This is a genomic window from Bacillus sp. FJAT-18017, from assembly GCF_001278805.1.
In the GTDB taxonomy this organism is placed as follows: Bacteria; Bacillota; Bacilli; order Bacillales; family Cytobacillaceae; genus Bacillus_D.
This window is the reverse complement of sequence record NZ_CP012602.1, coordinates 3931841-3952167: the sequence shown is the minus strand read 5'-3', so window position 1 is coordinate 3952167 and position 20327 is coordinate 3931841. Positions and strand designations below refer to the sequence as shown.

Annotated in this window: 20 protein-coding genes; 13 read left to right on the top strand and 7 right to left on the bottom strand. The window is 40.7% G+C overall.

The genetic code is table 11. The annotated features are described in order from the left end of the window. Positions 1-239: 239 nt before the first annotated feature. Both AM500_RS18305 and AM500_RS18300 read left to right on the top strand, forming a co-directional pair. Positions 240-584, top strand: a complete 345-nt coding sequence (locus AM500_RS18305) for an ASCH domain-containing protein (protein ID WP_053600506.1) — start codon at positions 240-242, stop codon at positions 582-584. A gap of 3 nt (positions 585-587) precedes the next feature. After that, on the top strand, positions 588-1028 hold the full coding sequence (locus AM500_RS18300) for a hypothetical protein (RefSeq protein WP_053600505.1): 441 nt from the start codon (positions 588-590) through the stop codon (positions 1026-1028). Between the two features lie 269 nt (positions 1029-1297). On the opposite strand, the gene AM500_RS18295 is transcribed toward AM500_RS18300, so the two are convergent. Next, the gene (locus AM500_RS18295; RefSeq protein WP_053600504.1) at positions 1298-2257 is read right to left on the bottom strand and encodes an aldolase catalytic domain-containing protein; all 960 of its coding nucleotides are present in this window, start codon (positions 2255-2257) and stop codon (positions 1298-1300) included. Between the two features lie 1059 nt (positions 2258-3316). Continuing rightward, entirely contained in the window at positions 3317-3871 is a 555-nt protein-coding gene (locus AM500_RS18290) for a cysteine hydrolase family protein (protein WP_053600503.1), read from the bottom strand. 119 nt (positions 3872-3990) lie between these two features. Between AM500_RS18290 and AM500_RS18285 the strand changes: the two genes are divergently transcribed. Continuing rightward, positions 3991-4437 carry an Lrp/AsnC family transcriptional regulator gene (locus AM500_RS18285; RefSeq protein WP_053600502.1) on the top strand — a complete coding sequence of 149 codons (447 nt, stop codon included), beginning with the start codon at positions 3991-3993 and terminating at the stop codon, positions 4435-4437. Here the strand turns inward: AM500_RS18285 and AM500_RS25925 are convergent. Further along, positions 4429-4614, bottom strand: a complete 186-nt coding sequence (locus AM500_RS25925) for a hypothetical protein (RefSeq protein WP_197282615.1) — start codon at positions 4612-4614, stop codon at positions 4429-4431. The genes AM500_RS18285 and AM500_RS25925 overlap by 9 nt on opposite strands. Before the next feature lie 33 nt (positions 4615-4647). After that, positions 4648-5004, bottom strand: a complete 357-nt coding sequence (locus AM500_RS18280; RefSeq protein WP_053600501.1) for a winged helix-turn-helix transcriptional regulator — start codon at positions 5002-5004, stop codon at positions 4648-4650. A 210-nt stretch (positions 5005-5214) separates the two neighbouring features. Here AM500_RS18280 and AM500_RS18275 point away from each other — a divergent pair, with 210 nt between their 5' ends. After that, a complete protein-coding gene (locus tag AM500_RS18275) occupies positions 5215-6072 on the top strand; it encodes an SIR2 family NAD-dependent protein deacylase (protein WP_053600500.1) in 858 nt (285 codons plus the stop codon). 72 nt (positions 6073-6144) lie between these two features. Then, on the top strand, positions 6145-6990 hold the full coding sequence (locus AM500_RS18270) for an SIR2 family NAD-dependent protein deacylase (RefSeq protein WP_053600499.1): 846 nt from the start codon (positions 6145-6147) through the stop codon (positions 6988-6990). A gap of 235 nt (positions 6991-7225) precedes the next feature. On the opposite strand, the gene AM500_RS18265 is transcribed toward AM500_RS18270, so the two are convergent. Both AM500_RS18265 and AM500_RS18260 read right to left on the bottom strand, forming a co-directional pair. Then, positions 7226-8446: an amidohydrolase family protein gene (locus tag AM500_RS18265; protein ID WP_053600498.1), complete on the bottom strand. Its 1221-nt coding sequence runs from the start codon at positions 8444-8446 to the stop codon at positions 7226-7228. A gap of 6 nt (positions 8447-8452) precedes the next feature. Beyond that, a complete protein-coding gene (locus AM500_RS18260; protein ID WP_053600497.1) occupies positions 8453-9547 on the bottom strand; it encodes a hypothetical protein in 1095 nt (364 codons plus the stop codon). A 209-nt stretch (positions 9548-9756) separates the two neighbouring features. Between AM500_RS18260 and AM500_RS18255 the strand changes: the two genes are divergently transcribed. The 4 genes from AM500_RS18255 to AM500_RS25920 all read left to right on the top strand — a co-directional run bounded on the left by AM500_RS18255 (position 9757) and on the right by AM500_RS25920 (position 13887). Beyond that, on the top strand, positions 9757-10404 hold the full coding sequence (locus AM500_RS18255; RefSeq protein WP_053600496.1) for a hypothetical protein: 648 nt from the start codon (positions 9757-9759) through the stop codon (positions 10402-10404). Positions 10405-10642: 238 nt separating this feature from the next. After that, the gene (locus tag AM500_RS18250; protein ID WP_053600495.1) at positions 10643-13198 is read left to right on the top strand and encodes an EAL domain-containing protein; all 2556 of its coding nucleotides are present in this window, start codon (positions 10643-10645) and stop codon (positions 13196-13198) included. A 142-nt stretch (positions 13199-13340) separates the two neighbouring features. Beyond that, positions 13341-13544 (top strand): hypothetical protein, encoded by a 204-nt coding sequence (locus AM500_RS18245; RefSeq protein WP_052342731.1) that lies wholly within the window; start codon positions 13341-13343, stop codon positions 13542-13544. 187 nt (positions 13545-13731) lie between these two features. Beyond that, entirely contained in the window at positions 13732-13887 is a 156-nt protein-coding gene (locus AM500_RS25920; RefSeq protein ID WP_197282614.1) for a hypothetical protein, read from the top strand. A gap of 403 nt (positions 13888-14290) precedes the next feature. Here AM500_RS25920 and AM500_RS18230 read toward each other — a convergent pair whose 3' ends face one another. Further along, positions 14291-15706 (bottom strand): vWA domain-containing protein, encoded by a 1416-nt coding sequence (locus tag AM500_RS18230; protein WP_053600492.1) that lies wholly within the window; start codon positions 15704-15706, stop codon positions 14291-14293. 569 nt (positions 15707-16275) lie between these two features. Between AM500_RS18230 and AM500_RS18220 the strand changes: the two genes are divergently transcribed. From AM500_RS18220 to AM500_RS18205, 4 genes are all read left to right on the top strand, one after another. Next, a complete protein-coding gene (locus AM500_RS18220; protein WP_043932474.1) occupies positions 16276-16866 on the top strand; it encodes a 3D domain-containing protein in 591 nt (196 codons plus the stop codon). Positions 16867-17139: 273 nt separating this feature from the next. Next, positions 17140-18411, top strand: coding sequence for an ABC transporter substrate-binding protein (locus tag AM500_RS18215; RefSeq protein WP_053600490.1), 1272 nt, complete (start codon positions 17140-17142; stop codon positions 18409-18411). Between the two features lie 95 nt (positions 18412-18506). After that, complete coding sequence (locus AM500_RS18210; RefSeq protein ID WP_053601786.1) at positions 18507-19439, top strand: carbohydrate ABC transporter permease; 933 nt, start codon at positions 18507-18509, stop codon at positions 19437-19439. A 29-nt stretch (positions 19440-19468) separates the two neighbouring features. Continuing rightward, entirely contained in the window at positions 19469-20308 is an 840-nt protein-coding gene (locus AM500_RS18205) for a carbohydrate ABC transporter permease (protein WP_053600489.1), read from the top strand. The last annotated feature ends 19 nt before the right edge of the window (positions 20309-20327 follow it).

Genomic DNA, 20327 nt, shown 5'->3' with positions numbered 1-20327 from the left:
CAACTATTATATAGAAGTGGACAGTTATTTTTTAAAAAAGGAGCCGGCTGTGGGGGCCAGCTATACGCGCACCACAGCAAATTGAGAAAAGTCTCCCGCAGGCCGGAAATTGGCTACTTGGTATATCTGCTTTATCTCCTTTTTAGTGTGTCTCTGACATGGGTACCATTGTATGTATTGGCGTTCTTTTTTTCTATATGCGATATTATAGATGAGCAAAAGGAAGGGAGATTTTTTCAATGACAGAACAGAACAATGCTTTTCCGCCAAAAACATGTGAGGTTGAGCGTCTTGTCACAATGGAAGAGGACGTCAATAAAGTGTTGGCAGGCAAAAAAACTGCTACGCGCCGTAACGGCCGTTATGCCGATGTAGGCGAAATCATGGAGTTAAAAGGAAAGAAATTCGTCGTGGACAGTGTCTATTCCCAATCACTTGGAGAATTGACTGATGCAGATGCTCAGCGCGAGGGCTTTGAAAATGTTGAAGCCTACAAGCAGTCGATCCTATCGTATCACCCGGGAATGCCATGGCTTCCGAAAATGCGCGTCTGGGTGCATGAATTTAGTCCTGTTGAAGAATAAGAAATGGATTTATTGTACCGAATCATTATTTATCTTCACGTCGCAAGCGTGATTGCGTCAATTGGGCCCTTCTTCATTTTGATGCCCATTGTAAAAAATCTGCCTAATGCTGTGGGGAAAGAGTTGGATGCCCATTTGGCTTTGCTGAAGTCAGTCGTGCGGCTGTCAAAACACGCCGGCCATGTGCTGATTGGAACAGGAGTGCTGCTCGTCATCCTCGGACCATGGACATGGAAAACGCCGTGGATTGTCGGAACCCTGGCACTGCTGTTCGCCTCCCTCTTTTTCCTGGCACGGGCATTCTCTCCGACACTTCGGGAATTTGCCAAAGAAGGCGCAAATAAAATAGCACTCACCGCAAAATTGAAGCGCACCATCTGGACCTACATCATTTTATTGATGTCGATGCTCTGGTTCATGGTCGTGAAACCGAATTTGTGGTGAAGATGTTTCCAGCATTGAACCGGAAGAACTCAATGTCGCCAATACTTCTTGGGAAGAGCGACAGACTTTGACCTTGTTTGCTTTAGTATTTTAATATCATCACTACATTTTCCTGGTATTTGCGAGTGACAGCAGCTTTTCTACTTTTATAAAAAAGCCATAGGGGACAGTCCCTATGGCTTCGCTTATGTATCTTGTTACTAAATGCCGAGAGTAAAAAGATACGGCTGCTATGGATTCAGCCCCACGCGGGTTCATCTGTGGGTGTATCAGTTGGACACTGTTGCTATTGAGGCTTCAGGCGTTGTTACTTTGTCATAGAAGTCGACAAATTTATCCCGGTTGGCACTGTCACGGTAGGACATGGCGACGCGGGGATGTTCGTTCAGGACACCGGAAATCATGTAGGGGATGATGTAGCCCCATTCCCACCTTTGGCGCATGTCGAGCATATGCTTTTCAATCACGCCAAGGACAGGCTTAAGCTCATAGCTTGTTTTTTGTATATAGCTGACGAGTAGTTCTGTATGACAGTTACCGGCGGCTCGGCCCATGCCGTAAACGGATGAATCGAGAAAGGTTACCCCATTGCGTAAGGCAGACAGCGTATTGGCGAATGCGAGTTGCATGTTGTTGTGAGTATGAATTCCTAGCTGTTTGTTTGGAAGCATGGCTTTGAACTTGTTCACCTGATGCTCAATGTCTGCAGGATCAAGGCTGCCGAATGAGTCGACGATATAGACCACATCGACAGGGCTTGCTTTCACCAATTCGAATGCTTTAATAAGCTGACTCTCAGGGACGCTTGATAAAGCCATGATGTTGAGTGAAGTCTCATAGCCCAAATCATGGAACATTTGCACAAGCTCGAGGCCCTTGTCCACTTCACGAATATAGCAGGCAACCCGAATCATATCCAATATGCTTTCTTCGCGCGGCAGGATGTCGTTTGGGTCGACTCTCCCAATATCCACCAATGCCGATAGTTTCGTAAATTTTTTCTCAGGGATAATTTCTTTCAGGAAGTTATCGTCAAGAAATCTCCATGGGTTGGGCTCAGTCGCGTTTAAGAGTTTAGGAGAATTTTTGTATCCAATCTCCATATATTCAACGCCTGCGTCACTTAGGCCATTATACAAGTCTTGAACAAATTCGACGCTGAAGTCCCAATTGTTGACTAACCCTCCATCTCGAATTGTACAATCTAAAATTTTACATTTATTTCCCATCTCCATAACCTCCACCTCTTAGTTGTAGCCATCTTTGTTATTAGCTTTTATATCATTATCTCACAAAAACGTCAAACTATTTTTAAAATTATGACGGAACCTTGCTATGGTTCAGAAGGAGGAAATGTTAGATAGGAAAACGAAGAGATTGGTTGGGTAAGGAATTCGAATTGCCCTTTGATGACGATGTATTTTTAGAAGAGTTGAACAAGAGGATAGAAGCGAAAAAAAGGAAGTAGGTCAGGGATCCGCAATGGTCGTAAAGGTTGTTTTCGTTATTAATCAAAACAAAGCGAATTCAGTGGGGGAGGGGGGAGCCCAAAAAAATATCATATGGAAATTTATATAGGAATAGTACCTTACAAGATTAAATAAAATGATAATAGGAAGAAATGGGGTGAGTTTATATTAGAGAAAATTAGAAAAATTAATGTGAAAACTGCTGTATTTATGGGAATTATTTTTTACTCTTTGACTATCTCAATCCATGTTCTAATTATTAGCGGCATAATTCCATTCACATGGGTTAATGGCGGACGTTCTGAATCCTTCGCTACACAGTTACCAATATCTATTATCAGTATCATAGTTTCCATTATTGGAGGAGTGTTTACTCTGATTGTTGGAAGAAATATACCATATACATACAAAAGAGGTATAAGCGTTATATTCTGGTTTTTTGTTTTACTTTGGTCTTTTGGGTTTATACAACAATTATTTGGAACACCTTTTGAAAAATTGGTTTGTTCGTTAATATTGTTCCTTGGTGTAATCTCGAACTTACGTATTGCGATTGAAAAAACAAAGCAGCAACACTAAAGTTAACAAGTTTGTTAAAGAATGCACTTTAAGTGACGGGTGCTTATCTTAAAAAGTATAGCGCCATTTCTCTATATGGCAGATTAGGTAAAGTAGTTGAGAATTCTCAAACATAATAAGAAAAACTCAATCTTCATCTATAAGAAAGTTGGGTATAAATAACCCCCCACTTGAAATTGACTTAATACACAACTGCAAAAAAGGAGATTGTTTTTAATACAATCTCCCTTTTTTATTTAATTAGTTTTTTTGTTGAAGGAAATCCTCGGTCGAAGTGACATTGGCATACATACCGTTAAGTGCGCTGATAAACGCATAATGAACCTGGTCAGCTGGGACTTTTTTATCTTGATAAGATAACTCTCTTGTCGCACACGCATCTTCAATTAGTGTCGTTTCAAAGCCTAGATCCACTGCCGCTCTAACGGTTGCATCAATACACATATGAGTCATCATACCAACAACCACCACCTTGGTTACACCTTTTTCTCTTAATTTACTTTCTAATTCTGTTTTCAGAAAGCTGTTAGCGAAATTTTTTACAATGATGTTCTCGTGCTCTAATGGCAGAACAACTTCATGTATTTCAGCCCCCTCTGTATTTGGAAGAAAGAAGCCTAACTCTGGACTACTTGCGATATGCTGAACATGGAAAATATTTTCTTTGTTATTATGTCTAAACCAATCAAGAACTTTAGCAGCGTTTGTGGCTGCTTTTTCGGGGTTGCTTAACTCCATCTTTCCATTTGGAAAATAGTCATTTTGTATATCAACGATAATTAAAGCTGTGCTCATTTTCTTTCACCTCATTAAAATATTTAGTATAGTACAATGATAAATAATATCTTGATTTGTATCGATACTTTGATGAAAGACTTTTATATCAAATCATTTCACGGTGAAAGGAGTTTATTATGCATATTGATCAAATTGATTTTCAAATCCTCAAGTTATTATCCGAAAATTCTCGTATTCAATGGAAGGACTTAGGAGAACAAATTCATATGACGGGACAGGCAGTAGGGAATCGGATTAAGAAACTTGAGGAGAGTGGTGTCATTAAGGCGTACTCTCTACTAGTAGATGAAATGAAATTGGGACTCATTTTTACAGCGTTTGTCATTATCTATATGAAAACACCTGATCATGATACTTTTATCCGTTTTATTAAGGATCGAAAAGAGGTTGTTGAAGCTCACCGAGTATCAGGGGAAGGCTGTTACCATTTAAAAATAAAAGTCAGAACACAAGATCAATTGAATCTTTTCCTAAATAGCCTTCTCGATCATGGGAACTATAGTTTATATCTATCCATACAAGAAATAAAACAGCAAAATCCTTTGATTGGCACATTACAATAAACGTTTGCTTTTACTTGTTAAGGAAAAACAACCAACAGAATAATAAAAACGGCAAAAAGGTATAATACTCTCAATTGTGAGAGAATTATACCTTTTTACTTGGGGCAATAGTTTCAGTGCCCCTGTTTTTGCATCTTTTTTTCCTCGCAAAAAATTCCCGCGCTTTTCTTGATCCATTCATTCATGCTGCTAATCAGCATTTTCTCTCTCTTACTTTTCTTTATTATTCTCTCCCCATTGGCACATTTCCTGGATAATCGGCCAGAGCGATTGCCCTTTTTCGGTAAGGCTATATTCGACCTTAGGGGGAATTTGTGGATATTCCTCACGATGAACTAAGCCGTCATTTTGCATCTCCTTTAATGTAGAACTTAACGTTTTATAGGTGATTTTTCCCAGCAAGCGCTGAAGCTCATTATAGCGGACTGTACCGTATTTTATTAAATAGTAAATAATTAACAGTTTCCATTTACCACTGATAATAGAGAGTGTGTAGCCAAAATAAGGTTCTTGGCTATCAGAAATGTTTTCTTTGTTATCAGAACCATCAACTTGGGATCTTTTCATTTTACACTATCCTCCTAGATAGTATATGTCATAAAAGTGCATACTTGTTTACTAGTCTATACCCACTATATAATACATTAAAATCCAAGTAAAGAAGGATTTAAACGTGAAGAAAAACGATCCACAACCGGATTCATATCTTTGATTTTCAGGGAAGTATGGTTTGGATTTTCAACTATATAGAAGAATCGTTAGGAGGACAAATAACGTATGTTAACACAACAATATCAAGACAACATAGACACATTACTTGAAAAAATCGAATCAGCTGACGCGATTGTGGTTGGTGGCGCTGCTGGGATGTCTGAGGCTATCGGACACAGTTTTTATCATACTGATGAAAATTTTCTGAAGCATTTTGGAAAATTTGCAGATAAATATGGTATTAAAAACCTTTTTGAGGGCTTTTATTACCGTTTTTCTACAAGAGAAGAACGGTGGGCTTATCTTGCAACTGAAATCAAATTTATATATGATGCGGAAGCCGGTCACCCTTACCTTGATTTATCGCAACTACTTCAAGGCAAAAACTATTTCATTGTTACAACGAATCAAGACGCACAGTTTTCCAAAACTTTTCCTGAAGAGAAAGTTTCCCCAATTCAAGGGGATTTGCGTTATTTTCAATGCGGCTCCCGTTGCCATGATCAGGTTTATTTTAATAAAGAGCAAGTCGAGACCATGTATGCAAACATAGATGGAACCAGAATTCCAACAGAGTTAATTCCATTCTGTCCAAAGTGCGGGCAGGAAATGGAACCATGGGTGCGCTCTTATGTATTTCTGGAAGGTAGCTCTTACAGAAATGAATTAATAAAATACAATGAGTTTCTTATAAAAAACAAAGATAAAAAGGTTCTCTTTCTGGAATTAGGTGTTGGCACAATGACACCGATGTTCATCAAAGAACCCTTCTGGAACATGACTTACAGTTGGCCCGATGCATACTACATTACCATCAATCCAAAGGATGCATTGTTGCCAAGGGAACTGAAGGATAAGGGACTCGCAATTCATAAAGATATTGCCGTGGTATTACAAGATGCTTTGAACAAAAGAGAAAAATGAGATGTAGATATTGGATAAGTAATGAGCAATACGGCTTCGCATTACACAATTTCGAAAAAAATGGAGGTTTATATGGAAGAGAAGTATCAAGAGGTTTTAAGCAAAATCAAGAAGGCTGACAGCATTGTAATAGGCGCAAGTAACGGCCTCGCCATTTCGGAAGGTTATAATATTTTTGCAGAGGATTCGTCCTTTCTGGAACATTTCGGTGACTTTCGTAAAAAGTATGGTTTTCGTAGTATCCTACAGGGTTCATTTTATCCATATCCTTCCGAGGAAGAAAAGTGGGCATTTTTCAGCCGTATGTACGCCTACTTTTTAAACAACAAGGAAGCTAGTCCTGTTATGAAGAACCTTTATGAACTGGTGAAGGATAAAAATTATTTTGTGGTTACCTCTAATACAGATTCTCATTTTACACTTGCAGGATTTCAAAAGGAACGCCTTTTCGAAATAGAGGGTAATAGCCGGTATTTGCAATGTTCTAATGGTTGCCATAATCGAATTTATCAAGGTGACAAAATATTGAGTAAAATGGCCCAACACCAAGAGAATGGAAAAGTCCCTCTGGATCTTATTCCTAAGTGTCCAGAGTGTGGCGGCCCAATGCAAGTCCATGTCGAAGTCGATCGGAATTTTCTAAGAGGCCAGTCTTGGCAAACAAGCTATCAGGCTTATCAGGATTTTATCGATAATGCTCATGGTAGAAAGTTAGCCCTGCTGGAATTAGGTGTAGGTGCAAGAAACCAATTGATTAAAGCCCCATTTATGAATTTAACTAGCTTAGAGGAAAATGCAACCTATATTACTTTTAATAGAGGCAGCGAGCTTTTTATTCCAGATGTAATTGCTTCAAAATCCATTGGTATCGACGGTGATATTGCGGAAGTGTTAGATCAGCTAGTGCGGATGAAATAAGGCATTAGGAAAGGCCGCTGTTTTCCATGATTCCCGCCGGCTTGATGATGGGATTGATAGGAGACATGGCGGCCTTGCAGCAGAGTACAGTTTTTTTGGAGGTGAGTTTTGCTTTTTTATATGCCAATTGAGATGTCAAAAGGACTGTCACTTTGGTGCATATTTTTAGAAAAGCAACTCAAAACGGAACTCTTTACTTTCACAATTCGTTTGCACTATTAGGTTTCTATCAGCGCTATTTTCTCTCAATGACCATAACACCTTTATAAAACACCTTTTTAATCTCTTCCACATCTGTTATCTGGAGTCCGGGAATGCCTTCTGCTACGAGGAAGTTGGCGTCTTTTCCTGTTTCAAGACTTCCGTATTTGCTTTCTTTCCCCAGTATTTTGGCTGGATTGGTTGTCAATAGTGCAAGAATTTCATTTTCCTCATAATTATTTTCTTCTAGGAGTTTCATAGCTGGATGGGCGATTAACATCAAGTTGTCAGGGCCCTGCATTTTACTGTCATGAAAAGGGAGCCATGTGGTTCCTGGATAAGGGGGCAGGTAAGAGTCTGTTGAAATGGAAACCGGAATATTGCTTTTAACAAGTGACAATATATTTTCCGGGGAATTAGGTTCCAAATGAGTGCCGCCCATTGGTGTGGTAACAACAGAAACGTTCTGTGTTGCCGCTTTTTCAATTAGTTCATCTGTGATGCCGTGTGCATGGTGAAGAACATCAATCCCCGCATCCAAAGCCAACCTGATTCCTTCTTCCCCAGCTACGTGCGCTCCAATCCTTTTTCCTGCCTGATGATAGATATCTGTAATTGACTTTAATTCTTCAATTGTATAAATGACTTCTCCTGCCCGCGGGACTTGATCAGCAGTGAAATTGGCGGGAGTTGCATTAATGAAGATATTCTCCCCTGGATACTCACTTTCTGCTGCAATCTTTTTTACAAGGTCAGGACTTGATAAAGTCCGTTGATTAACTGGCCGGGACTGTGTGACGGATGTAAAATGGGCCATTTGTTCAAAGCCAATTGAGATGCTAGTTGCCGCGAATGTGACATCAAGGGGAAGCCCTTGAACGGCATTCTTGTAATCAGCCATGGAAAAGTTACATAGCGGATGTCCACAAACCTGTTCACCTAATGCTGTTATGCCTGATGATAAGGCTTTAAACAGGATTGCTTTTCCCGCTAGGAAATGAGTTACCTGAGTTACCGGATACAGCGAGCTTGGGGCAAATTCCAATAAATGCGTATGGCAATCCACAAGAGAAGGGGTTATCACTAAATCAGAATAATCCTGGACGGGCAATTCAGGGTAACGTTTTCTGATTTCATTCCATTTGCCGACCTCCAGAATTTTTCCATCCATGATGGCCATCGCTCCATCATGGATGGTCCCCGCATGGCTGACAGTGACAATTTTTTTTGCGCGTACTAAATAGGGTTGATCCATAACGCATCACACCAGGAATGGAGTCAGAAAGATTCCGAGTACCAGCGCAGTCGCAAATCGGAGAACCATTCCAATGATGGCCGCCAGTAATGCTTCCCGTTCATTCAAGCCAGAGGATTCTGCCCATGTGACAGGAATCTGGCCAAAAATGACGGACAGAGGCAAGCCTGAATTGGCCAGTACAAAGGATCCGACAATCAGGCGAGGATCTATGTTGGCACTTAGTTCAGCCAATTGAGCAACAGCGAGGGTAGGTGCTGCTAGTATAGAAACAATTCCGGTGGAAGGCTCAATGCTCATAACAGTTAAGATGGAAGAAAGACTGGACTCAATGAAACTCCAAACACCGAGGAATTTTAGTGCACCAATTAAGAAGAAAACAGCCGCAACTGCTGGGATAATGATAAGAAATAGAAGCTCCACACCTTCTTTTGCCGAACCGAAAATCGTCTGTAGAAACTTGGTTTGCGGTGTAAACCGTGGCAGCTCAGTCAATTCAACTTTTCTTGTATCGCGGTAAATAGTCTTCGATAAAAGGAGTGGGACAATAATTATTGGCAGAATAATTGAGATGATTACTAGTGGAAAAGCATTGATTCCGAAGGCAGACAAAGCGATAAGCCCTAAAACGAATGTTGCAAAAGACTGAGGCGATTGAATCATTGTTGCAACTGCAATCTTTTGCTCGGCCTTGGTAGCACCAGCTTTAACGAGGATTGGACCGGCAATTTTTCCGGCAGCGTTGATATCACCGAGGATGTTGTACACACTTGGAATAATGACAGATGGATTGATTCTAAACCATTTCATGATTGGCACAAAAATTCGGATTAAGCCATCCGTGAATCCCAGCCGTTCTAAAATCCGGCCAACAATCACACTAATAACAATTGCAACGCCAATTTCACTTGTGAGGAAAACATCTACAACGATGGGTTTTACCTCTTTTATAATGGTGTCAAAAAGACTTGAAAGTGAATTAGGCTTAAATAACAGAATCAATAATGACGCTACCACTAAAATGATTCCAATCAGCTCGAAAAAATGCCATTTCAATCTGGAATTTTGGCTTTGCGGTTCAGGCTGTTGTCCATTCCCCATGAAAATTCCCTCCTATAGGTTTTTACCTATTTTATGTTGTAAAGAGGAGATGGGTGAATGCCTAGTGGTCAATATTCTAACTAATACCGAAGCTGGAGAAATTATCCTTAACCCATGGTATAATTGAATCAGAGGTAATTTACTGCAATTTTTAGCCGTACAGTTAAGATGAAATTCAAGAGCTCTAAGATGACAAATGGAGGTGTCTTATGTCTATACTTTTTGCTTTAATTTTTATAATCGGTATTTATTGTCTGATACGGGATTTTATAAATCTTAAGAAGGCAATTAACCTGTCTGGAAATGCGTTGTTCCCTGTGACAGAGGAGCATTTTTCAAGTGTCCTTATGGCTGGGGAATGGAAGACTGCATCGAGGCTGTCGAAACGGACAAAATCTTATCAAATCGTTAAATGGGGAACAAGTGCGGCTCTCATTGTTTTGGCAGCCTTACTGGTTATTGTTATGTATACAGATTGGTTGTCTACGTATCTCTTCAGTTCTGCCTATTTGTTCTATTTGATTCTAAACGCAATCAAGCACCCTGGTAATTTTTTCGTTGTGCCCAATGGAATCATTCTGGACAGCAAATTTATCGCTTCTTCGGATATAAAGGAATACTCTGTTGAGAGGATTGTCCGCTGGCACGCTTTATATGGGCTCGACTCCCGTGTTAACAATGGATTTAAACTCAGCTTCCACTTTAATGGCGGGCTTAGCCCCGCAGATTATGTGGTGATTACCGAGAAGAAGGAGCTCGAGACGGTTATCAAACTGCTGAATGCCCAGGGAATACAGTCAAAAATACAGATAGATGATTCTGCAATTCCTGCTGGAATTCGGGGAAATAAAGGATGAGACCTGTGCTAGGGAAAAGATAGCACTGGTCTTTTTATATTGTACAATGCAAGAGGCGTCCATGAACCGGGCGCCTTTTGCTTAATTTCCGGGACACCATAAAACACACCCTAGATGGTATTGGTATAATTGGAGAATTGTAGATAGAACCCCTTCACCTTAGGTAAATTGTGGTATAATCACCTCAAAGAAAAACTATTGAAAATCAATTGAAAATTGATATACGAGGAGGAGGATCATGGGAAATACTTCAATGGAAAATTCTGCGAATGTCCACTCTAAAACTACTATAACAGACGATAGGTTTTATCGATCATTATTTGAAGAGAACCCTGATATGATCTTCTTTTTGGATAATCTTGGAGTCATTGCGAAAATGAATGACTTATTTTCTGAAACGCTCGGATATACTCAAAAGGAAATGGTATTAAAGCCGTTAAAGCAATTTGTTTCATTAAATGAAATACCACATTATAAAGAGCTTATTAAAAAGGCTCTAACTGGAGAAAAACAGTCTGCATACACGACGTTAGTACATAAAAATGGGCAGTCTGTTTTGATTCTATTAACTATCATCCCTGTAAAATCAGAAGAAAAAGTGGTTGGTATTTTTGGAATAGCAAAGGATATTACCGATATTCAAGAATCCGCACGGGTGCTGGCTGAATCCGAATTGAAATTTAGCAGTATTGTAGAGGAAGCTCTTGCCGGAATTTATATTGTTTCAGAAGACGGAAATGTCTCATATGGTAATAAGAGATTTTACGAAATTTTAGGTATAGCAGAAGGAAGAACCAAGGTAATTTTTCATGATTATGTTCATCCAGACGATCTGTCTGATTTAATCTCTCTCGGTAAAGAGTTAATCAATGGTGAAAGCGGCAGGACTCATACTTTCAGGATCATCAGGAACGATGGTGCGATCCTCGATATCGAGTCCCATTCCAAAAAGATTTATCTTCAAGGGAAGCCATTTATAGTAGCTTCACTTCAAGATATTACAGAACGCAAAAAGGCAGCAGCAATGAATGAACACTTGGCTCATCATGATTTTTTGACGGGTCTCCCGAACATCAGGTTATTTTATAAAAAATTGGAACAAGAATTAATCAACAGACAAACATCCCGGCAGCCATTGACCGTCATGGTGCTGGATTTGGATCGTTTCAAGTATGTTAACGATACACCGGGTCATACCATTGGAAACGAATTACTCAAAAAAGTTGCCGAAAGATTAAGCCTGTGTATTGGGAATGATGGCGTCCTTGCCCGGATGGGTGGAGACGAGTTTGTAGTTTTATTGCCAAATACAGGCGATATCGATCGCGTAATAGAATATGCAAAAACAATGATAGAATCTTTGGAGCAGCCTTTCAATATTGAACAATATGAACTTTTCATTACAGCAAGTATTGGGATCAGCACCTTCCCACAAGATGGAGAGGATACTGAAACCCTCATGAAGCATGCCAACTCTGCTCTATATAAAGCGAAAGAAAAAGGCAGGAATACCTATCAAATCTTCAACTCCGCCATGAATACAGAAGCTTATAAACTATTCATGCTGGAATCCGACCTTCGAAAAGCATTGGAACTGAATCAGTTGGAGTTATATTATCAGCCGAAACTTTCCGCGGCCACTCATGAAATTATTGGGGCTGAAGCGCTTATTCGCTGGAATCACCCAGAATGGGGAATCGTCTACCCTGGTGAATTTATTCCAATCGCAGAAGAAACCGGGCTTATTCTGGAAATAGGAAAGTGGGTTAAAGAAACGGCATGCAGTCAAAATAAAACATGGCAGGATGCTGGTTTGCCAGCGGTTCCAGTATCAATCAATCTCTCGGCCCATCGCTTTTTGCAAAAGGAACTACTTGAAAATATTAAAGAAACATTAGCAAAAACCCAACTTGATCCACGCTATCTTCAAGTTGAAATAGTCGAAACCTCTCTCCTGGAAAATGAGAAAGTGGTTTTCTCAATGCTGGATGAATTAAGGAAGATGGGGATTAAAGTTCTCATGGATGACTTTGGTACAGGTTATTCGTCGCTTTCTTCCCTTAAAAAATTCAAAGGAAAAATTGATACGTTAAAGATTGATCGCTCCTTTATTAATGATTTAAGCCGAACAGACATAGACAGCTCGAATTTTTTTACAAAAACAATCATCGAATTGGCGCAGCATCTCGAAATGGATGTGGTCGCTGAAGGTGTAGAAACAGTGGAACAACTGGAAATATTGAAGGAATACAACTGTAATATGATCCAGGGGTATTTATTTTCCAAACCTGTCGCTGCGGATGAGTTTGCCGCTCTATTAAAGAAGGGAAAGATAGAACTTCACTATAGCGATAAGGAAAAACCTGCTATTGAGAAGAAACGGAAGTATCCTAGAGTTAATCTTGATTTCCCTTTAAGTGCATCGATGGCCTTAATACGAATTCATGGCAGAAACGTGGAAATTGGAAAGACAAAAGTGTTGATCCAAAATATCGGACTGGGCGGTTTACGATTCCTGTCAAATATAAGATTGCCAGTTCACCGCGATATCATCTTGGAATTTGAAACTGAGATTTTGGGCAGCACAATTAAAATGGTTGGATCTGTTGTATGGATGAGGGAAATGAAGTCCAACATACACCAATATGGGATTGAATTCTCGATCGACGAAACAGAGCGGTCAGTTTTGGCTCCACTATTTGAGGAGCTAGCATTTCACCTAAGAAAAAATCCGCTTATACCGGATGGCAGCTTTGTTACAGTGGATCCATACACTTTCTTTAAGCATGTTTAAAGTGAGCCAGTGCAATTGCACTGGTCTTTTTTTATAGTGCATAGCAGGGGGTGTCCATCATCTGGGCGTCTTTCGCTGTTTTTGCCTTACGGATAAGGGGAATAGGGAAAGAGAACGATACTGGTAAAAGGAGGCGGGAGGATTGAATGATGATAAGAAAAAGCTGGAGGAAGTCCTGTCACATTCGCTTGAAGTGGAAGAGGACTTGATGCGGACATATTTAATCACAGCCGACAATATCCATGATGATGCCGAGCTTAAGAATCGGCTTGAAAACTTCGCGGAAGGAAATGCGAAGCGTACTGACCAGTTGATGAACGAGCTTAAAGAGCTAAAGGATAAATAAATTGGAAAAGCTGCTGCGGAACAGGTCCGCGGCAGTTTTTCTTTTGGTGCCAGGCACCACCCGCTTTTTGTCGAAGGTTGATTTATTTTTTTGAGAGAGGATATGGTACCATAGAGTTGCAGCTGAATATTGTGAGGGTGGTTGGTTGTCTCTTTCTTCTTTCCGTTTTGGAAGGGAGGTGATAACCATGGAAACATGTCTTGAATTCATACGTGAGATTCTGAAGGGAATAGTGCGGGAGCTAACCGCATATTACATTCGGAAGAACGTACTTGAAAACGAGAAAACCACCCCGCGCCGTCACAAGCAAAAGGGTGGTTCTCAAAAGCGTAAAACCTATTGACAACCACCACTCTGACGGTAGAGGCTGCAGGGAGAAGTGTTACCAGCACTTCTCTCTTTATTTATATATCCATTATAGATGGAAATATTCGAAATGTGAAGAAAGACCTTTGCTTAATAAAGCGGCTTTGTCTTAAATGGAGTGGAATAGACAAGACAGGTACTAAACTGTTGGGTAGTTCAAAGCAGTACTCTATGTTTTTGAATATAGTGCCTGTCACTCCTCGCTTTTTGTCGAATAAATTTATTGAACATTTTGAAAAAAAAGGGGAGCAGCCCAGGAAACCCAAGTTTATTAGATTAATTACCTCCGCCGATACGAACTGCTGTCTCCCTATTTGATATGTTTGGCACTTTTATTTCTTAGACGAAGAGCCAGTGCCCTCTCTCGAGGGCCCTGGCTCTTATTTTTTCTTTTCCATCACTTCTTCTCTTGTCTTATCTAATATCTCAATAATTTGCTTACGCTTCATTTCGTAAATTTCAACCTTTTCATCATGCAATGCCTTATAAAAATCTTGTAGCGAGTTATATACATCCTTTTGAATATCAGAGTCAAGGTTGCCTTCGCGGAAGAGGTTGCTCAATGCAGTAAGGCTAGTACGATGGAACAATTGAATATTTCTGATTGTCTCATCGTTGAGGTTGCTCAGCCTTTTTGTATCCTCTACATACTGGTCGCTCGCTTTGGAGATATTTTGCCTATACCAGTCGGACCATTGGCTGAGTGTATCGGTTGATTGTTGGAATTCCCTGTCGAGCTCCTGTTTGTTTTTTGCATCGATGTAACGTCCACCGGCAGTATCGGCAATCTGCTTTAGCTGCGCGGCATCTTCGCCGTTTACGGATAAGCCAATCACGTTGATGATCGGGTTTATATTCGATTTCGCCAGGGTTTTCGCTTCTTCGGCCGGGTTGCCGTCACACGTTTCTTTACCGTCAGAAACTAGATAGATGACATTTGTTGCATCGGGGCTGTTCCCAAGTTTCTCGCCTGTCAGCTTGAGCGATCTGGCCATTGAGGTCCAGCCGCTTGGCGAAACGGAATTCAATGCTGAGTTGAAGGTTTCCGCATTATAGGCGGAAAGGGGATAGATTTCCTCAATGCTTGTGCAGGAAAGGGTTTTATCGCTGTCCGCGCCGGTTCCCTTATGTCCGTAGACGGTCAATGAAACATTTGCGTTTTCAGGGAGACCGGAGCTGAATTCACTGATCGAGTCCTTGGCCATTTCCATTAGCGTTTTGCCGCCATTCACCTGTTTCATCGACCCCGATGCATCGAGGATGATTGCCACATTGATCTGTTCCTTCATTTCCCTGCCATTCAACTTAATGTTCGATTCTGCTTCGACTTCCTCAAGGCTGATTTTCCCTCTTGGTTCAAAAGTCGAAAGTCCGGGCAGGTCGGGAAAATATGTTTCAGTCAAGAATTGCTTGATTTGGCTACCTTTTTCTTCATTACTTAAGGAAGAGGCCGCAATCGCTCGCAGTCTTTCTGCGACAGCATCCTTTTCTTGTGCAGTTAACTGCTCATTCTTCAATTTCGTCCACCAGACGCCTTCCTGATGATTTTCTGCTTCACTCATTGAAGTAGGAAGTGTGAAACTTTTTCCCGTTTCCGGCTTAAATGCCTCCGGCCACAAAAGCTCTTCTTCAGTTTCTGTATTTTGTTCTGGTTCATTATCTTTATTGGCGGCTGCTTCCGTTTTCTTTTCTTTGGCATCCGCAGGTGCTGTGTTCTTTTTATCATTGTCAGCATTCGAACAGCCTGCCATGATAAAAATCAAACACAGGAAGCCTGCCAGTAGTTTCTTTTGCATAAATATCACCATCCCGATAGTAAATACCATTTCATTTATACCTGTTATATGAATATTTTTCCAATTCAAAGTCTTTGAAATGAAAAAATAGGCCGTAATTCCTATGTAAGGCCCGGCCTTACTGCTTAACCAAAAAGAATAGAACGTTATAAGAAAAATGGTGTTGTTCGTAAAGGTGGGTGAAAAATGGAGTGCATAGTCTTCAATAGAGTTCTTGATGACCCTGCAGATAAAAAACGGAGTACGCGGTCGTCAATACAGGTTGTTGACGACCCTGCGGATAAAAAATTGAGCACACGGTCGTCAATAAAGGTTATTGGCGACCCTGTATGTAAAAAAATAGAGTGTACAGTCGTTAATAGAGGGGCTCGAGAGCGGAGGAGAGACTGTTTCCAGAAAACCGACCTTCAATAAGAGAAGAATTTTTAATAGTCTATCACTATCAAAATATTACAGTCTTGAAATATTTCTCTTTTCTTTTGTAATAGAAATAGTTTCCTTTTGTAATCTGGCTGTTACATTGAGTTGCTATGATGTTTTTAGCAAAAGTAGGAAAAGGGGACTAGAACTTGAAAAAGACGATAATTAGTATTGTTACAGCCATTGTAGTACTTTTCAGTTTTTCGAATGCTTCTTTAGCCGCTGGAACTACATATAAGGTGCAAAAAGGTGACAGCCTTTGGGGCATCGCCAAGAAAAAAAAGGTAACTGTCAATCAATTAAAATCTTGGAACAAATTAAAATCAGACATAATCCACCCGAATCAGGTATTAAAACTAACAGGCACAAAAGCAGCAGCGAAAAAGCCAGCAGTAAAAAAGCCGGCTGCGAAAAAACCAGCTGCAAAACCAGCATCGTCACATAAGCGATTCAAAGAAATTACCGTTAAGGCAACAGCTTACACAGCCAGCTGCAAAGGCTGCAGCGGCATTACTTACACAGGCATTAACCTGAAAAAGAACCCGAAAGCGAAAGTCATTTCGGTTGACCCTAAAATTATCCCACTTGGTTCAAAAGTATATGTACCAGGATACGGGGAGGCAATTGCGGGCGATAAAGGATCTGCAATGCGAGGAAACAAAATTGATGTCTTCATCTCTGACAAGAAAAAAGCTCTTCAGTGGGGAAAGAAGACAGTAAAGATTAAAGTTTATTATTAATAATTAAGAGCCTGCTGGGTATTCCCGGCAGGCTCTTTTTACTATGTAATTTATCAGCCAATTACCAGGAGTAAATAGGAGGAGTAGTATCATCAAATTCGTCGATGTTGAAAAAAAGCTTAATATAATTCAGAAAATTCAGTTGACCCATCAACCTGTCAATGGTATTATTCTATTTGTAAGCGCTTAACTATGTAATAACTTTCCAATCAGGAGAGAAGTTACATACTTTTAGTTTAGAACTCTGTCAATCTACTAAATAGGGGGATTTGGATGAGAAAAGTACTTGCTATTTTTGTTGCGCTCTTTGTATTAGTCATGACTGCATGTTCATCTTCAGGTTCGGACACAGCCAGTGGGAAAAAGGGGAAGGATGGAAAGGTCGAAATAACCGTCGGCGTATGGGATGATGCTCAGGCCAAGTCTTATGAACCTGTCATTGAAAAATTCGAGGCTGCGAATCCAGGTGTTAAAGTGAAGATGCAGGTGACTCCTTGGGACCAATATTGGACAAAACTTGAAACGGCAGCGACAGGAAGTGTCCTTCCGGATGTTTTCTGGATGAACGGCCCGAACTTCGTTAAATACGCTTCAAATGGCATCCTTTTGCCGCTTGATGATTTGATTAAAGATAGTAAAGTCGATCTCAATAATTTCCCTGAATCAATGAATACACTGTACAACTATGATGGAAAACAGTACGGAATTCCTAAGGATATTGCAACTACGGCACTTTTTTATAACAAAAAGCTATTTGATGAAGCGGGCGTAAAATATCCCGATAATACATGGGATTGGAATGACATGATTGAAGCTGCAAAGAAGCTGACAAACGTAGATAAGGATGTATATGGAATCGCGGCGAAGCTTAATAACCAATCAAATTACTACAATACAATTTACCAGGCAGGCGGAAAAGTCATTTCCGATGATTTGAAAAAGTCCCATTTTGATGATGCCGGAACGATTGAAGGGCTTAAATTCTGGACAGATTTAATTCATGTTCATAAGGTATCACCGACTTTAGAAACCATGACCGACAATGAGCCGCGTTCCCTGTTTGAATCAGAGAAGGTCGCGATGCTTTGGGATGGTTCCTGGATGGCTGGTCCGTTTGCGGCCAACGAAACGCTTAAAGGGAACGTTGATGTTGCCGAACTTCCACAGGGAAAACAGCGCGCAACAATTGTACACGGCTTGTCCCATGCTATCTCAGCAAATACAAAGCATAAGGAAGAAGCGTGGAAGTTCCTTGAGTACCTTGGATCGGAGGAAGCCAACCAACTATTCTCTGAAAGTGGAGCCTTTACTCCAGCCTATGAAGGAACAGAAGAAGCGTGGGTGAAATCCATCCCGGAAATGAACCTGCAAGTATTTATCGATAGCCTTGAATATGCGGTTCCTTATCCTTCTTCCAAAAATACCCCTGCATGGCAGGGCATAGAGGGAGATTATCTCTCTAAAGCATGGACGGGTGAACAGGATGTTGCCACAGCAGCAAAGGCTTTTGCGAAAAAAATGAATGAGGTATTGGCCGAAGAGTAAGCCTCGGCTTTCTCATTAAATTAACGGGCCTCCTTTTCTATTGAGGGGGACCCGATTTCCTTTTGAGGTGGTAGGGATTGAACATTAATGGACCAATGAAAGCACCTTCAACCAGCCTTCCGGTCAATACATTCGTCCAAAAGAAGAGCAAACTCAAGCGAAATGATTGGATATGGGGATATTTCATGATTGCCCCTACCTTAATTGGCCTATTAGCGCTCTACATTTGGCCTAGCTTCCACACGTTTTATTTGAGTTTTACAAAATGGCAAGCGTTTGGGAACTACGAATGGGATGGATTGGCCAATTATGAGAGAATGCTTCAGGATGCTGAGTTACTAAACACGTTAAAAAACACTTTTACCTATACAATCGTTTCTGTACCAGTCAGTATTTCGATTGCCATCGTTATTGCTGTGTTCCTTAATCAAAAAATTAAAGGACTCTCCTTTTACCGGACGATTTATTTTTTGCCAGTCGTGACAATACCAGCTGCAATCGCAATGGTTTGGAAATGGCTATATGCAGACAAGTACGGCTTAATAAATTATATTCTTGGCTTGTTCTCGATTGATGGCACCAACTGGCTTACAAATCCGGATACAGCTTTATTTTCAATTGTTGTCGTAAGTGTCTGGATGCATGTCGGGTATTACACCATCTTTTTTCTTTCAGGACTGCAGGGGATACCGCAAACTCTATATGAGGCAGCTTCTATTGATGGCGCGGGAGTATTCCGGAAGTTCTTTAAAATTACACTTCCGCTGTTAACGCCGACGATATTTTTTGTGGCTATCATATCACTCATTGACGCGCTGCAGGTGTTCGACCTCGTCTTCATGATGATCGAGCCGACGAGCCCGGTGCAAGGGCAGACTCGGACGTTGGTTGTCTTGTTCTTTGAACAGGCATTCGAGGCGAACAACAAAGGATACGCATCGGCTATTGCATGCTTCATTTTCTTGATTATCTTTATCATAACCCTGATCCAGGTCAAACTGCAGAAGAAGTGGGTCCATTATGAATAAGAAAACATGTGGAAGGGAGGATGATTTGGATGAATGCTAAAACCGTGGCCTACACTAGATTGAAAAAAGTATCAATCCACCTTCTTCTGTCATTTGGCGCTTTAGTGATGATGGCACCATTTATTTGGATGGTTCTCACATCTTTCAAGACGATGTCAGAGTCAACAAGAGTTCCCCCGGTGATTTTTCCAAATGAAATGCAGTGGAGCAATTATAGCGACATTTTCTCTTCATTGCCTTTCACCCAGTTCTATGTGAATACTCTTTTGATGACTGCGGGTATTGTGATTGGACAGCTCATTTTTTGTTCCATGGCGGGATATGCTTTTGCCCGGATTGAATTTCCGGGAAGGGATGTGTTATTTGTCTTATTTTTATCAGTCCTGATGATCCCATCCCAAGCCTTCCTAATCCCACAGTTCCTCCTGATGGAAAAGCTGGGCTGGCTTGATAGCCTGCATGTATTGATTGTGCCAGGGGTGTTCAGTGCATTTGGAACATTTTTAATGAGGCAATTTTTTATGAGTCTGCCAAAGGAACTTGAAGAAGCGGCGAGAATTGACGGCTGTAATCCTTTTCAGACATACTGGAAAATTATGCTTCCGCTTGCAAAGCCAGGATTGATTGCACTTTCCATTACATCCATTTTATTTAGTTGGAAATCGTTAATGTGGCCGCTGATAGTAAATAACTCGCTCGAGAAAATGCCATTGTCAGCAGGGTTGGCTTTTTTAAGGGGCCAGCATACGACTGACTATCCAATCCTGATGGCTGGAGCTGTTCTGGCCTTATTGCCTGTCATCGTCATATTTATCATTCTGCAGAAGCACTTTATTGAAGGTTTATCCTTCTCCGGATCAAAGGGTTAATTGCAGAAGCGAACAACAG

Excerpts from the sequence above, each read along its gene's own strand:
- AM500_RS18305 (WP_053600506.1), top strand. The coding sequence starts at position 240 with ATGACAGAACAGAACAATGCTTTTCCGCCAAAAACATGTGAGGTTGAG.
- AM500_RS18300 (WP_053600505.1), top strand. The coding sequence starts at position 588 with ATGGATTTATTGTACCGAATCATTATTTATCTTCACGTCGCAAGCGTG.
- AM500_RS18295 (WP_053600504.1), bottom strand. The coding sequence starts at position 2,257 with ATGGGAAATAAATGTAAAATTTTAGATTGTACAATTCGAGATGGAGGG.
- AM500_RS18290 (WP_053600503.1), bottom strand. The coding sequence starts at position 3,871 with ATGAGCACAGCTTTAATTATCGTTGATATACAAAATGACTATTTTCCA.
- AM500_RS18285 (WP_053600502.1), top strand. The coding sequence starts at position 3,991 with ATGCATATTGATCAAATTGATTTTCAAATCCTCAAGTTATTATCCGAA.
- AM500_RS25925 (WP_197282615.1), bottom strand. The coding sequence starts at position 4,614 with ATGGATCAAGAAAAGCGCGGGAATTTTTTGCGAGGAAAAAAAGATGCA.
- AM500_RS18280 (WP_053600501.1), bottom strand. The coding sequence starts at position 5,004 with ATGAAAAGATCCCAAGTTGATGGTTCTGATAACAAAGAAAACATTTCT.
- AM500_RS18275 (WP_053600500.1), top strand. The coding sequence starts at position 5,215 with ATGTTAACACAACAATATCAAGACAACATAGACACATTACTTGAAAAA.
- AM500_RS18270 (WP_053600499.1), top strand. The coding sequence starts at position 6,145 with ATGGAAGAGAAGTATCAAGAGGTTTTAAGCAAAATCAAGAAGGCTGAC.
- AM500_RS18265 (WP_053600498.1), bottom strand. The coding sequence starts at position 8,446 with ATGGATCAACCCTATTTAGTACGCGCAAAAAAAATTGTCACTGTCAGC.
- AM500_RS18260 (WP_053600497.1), bottom strand. The coding sequence starts at position 9,547 with ATGGGGAATGGACAACAGCCTGAACCGCAAAGCCAAAATTCCAGATTG.
- AM500_RS18255 (WP_053600496.1), top strand. The coding sequence starts at position 9,757 with ATGTCTATACTTTTTGCTTTAATTTTTATAATCGGTATTTATTGTCTG.
- AM500_RS18250 (WP_053600495.1), top strand. The coding sequence starts at position 10,643 with ATGGGAAATACTTCAATGGAAAATTCTGCGAATGTCCACTCTAAAACT.
- AM500_RS25920 (WP_197282614.1), top strand. The coding sequence starts at position 13,732 with ATGGAAACATGTCTTGAATTCATACGTGAGATTCTGAAGGGAATAGTG.
- AM500_RS18230 (WP_053600492.1), bottom strand. The coding sequence starts at position 15,706 with ATGCAAAAGAAACTACTGGCAGGCTTCCTGTGTTTGATTTTTATCATG.
- AM500_RS18215 (WP_053600490.1), top strand. The coding sequence starts at position 17,140 with ATGAGAAAAGTACTTGCTATTTTTGTTGCGCTCTTTGTATTAGTCATG.
- AM500_RS18210 (WP_053601786.1), top strand. The coding sequence starts at position 18,507 with ATGAAAGCACCTTCAACCAGCCTTCCGGTCAATACATTCGTCCAAAAG.
- AM500_RS18205 (WP_053600489.1), top strand. The coding sequence starts at position 19,469 with ATGAATGCTAAAACCGTGGCCTACACTAGATTGAAAAAAGTATCAATC.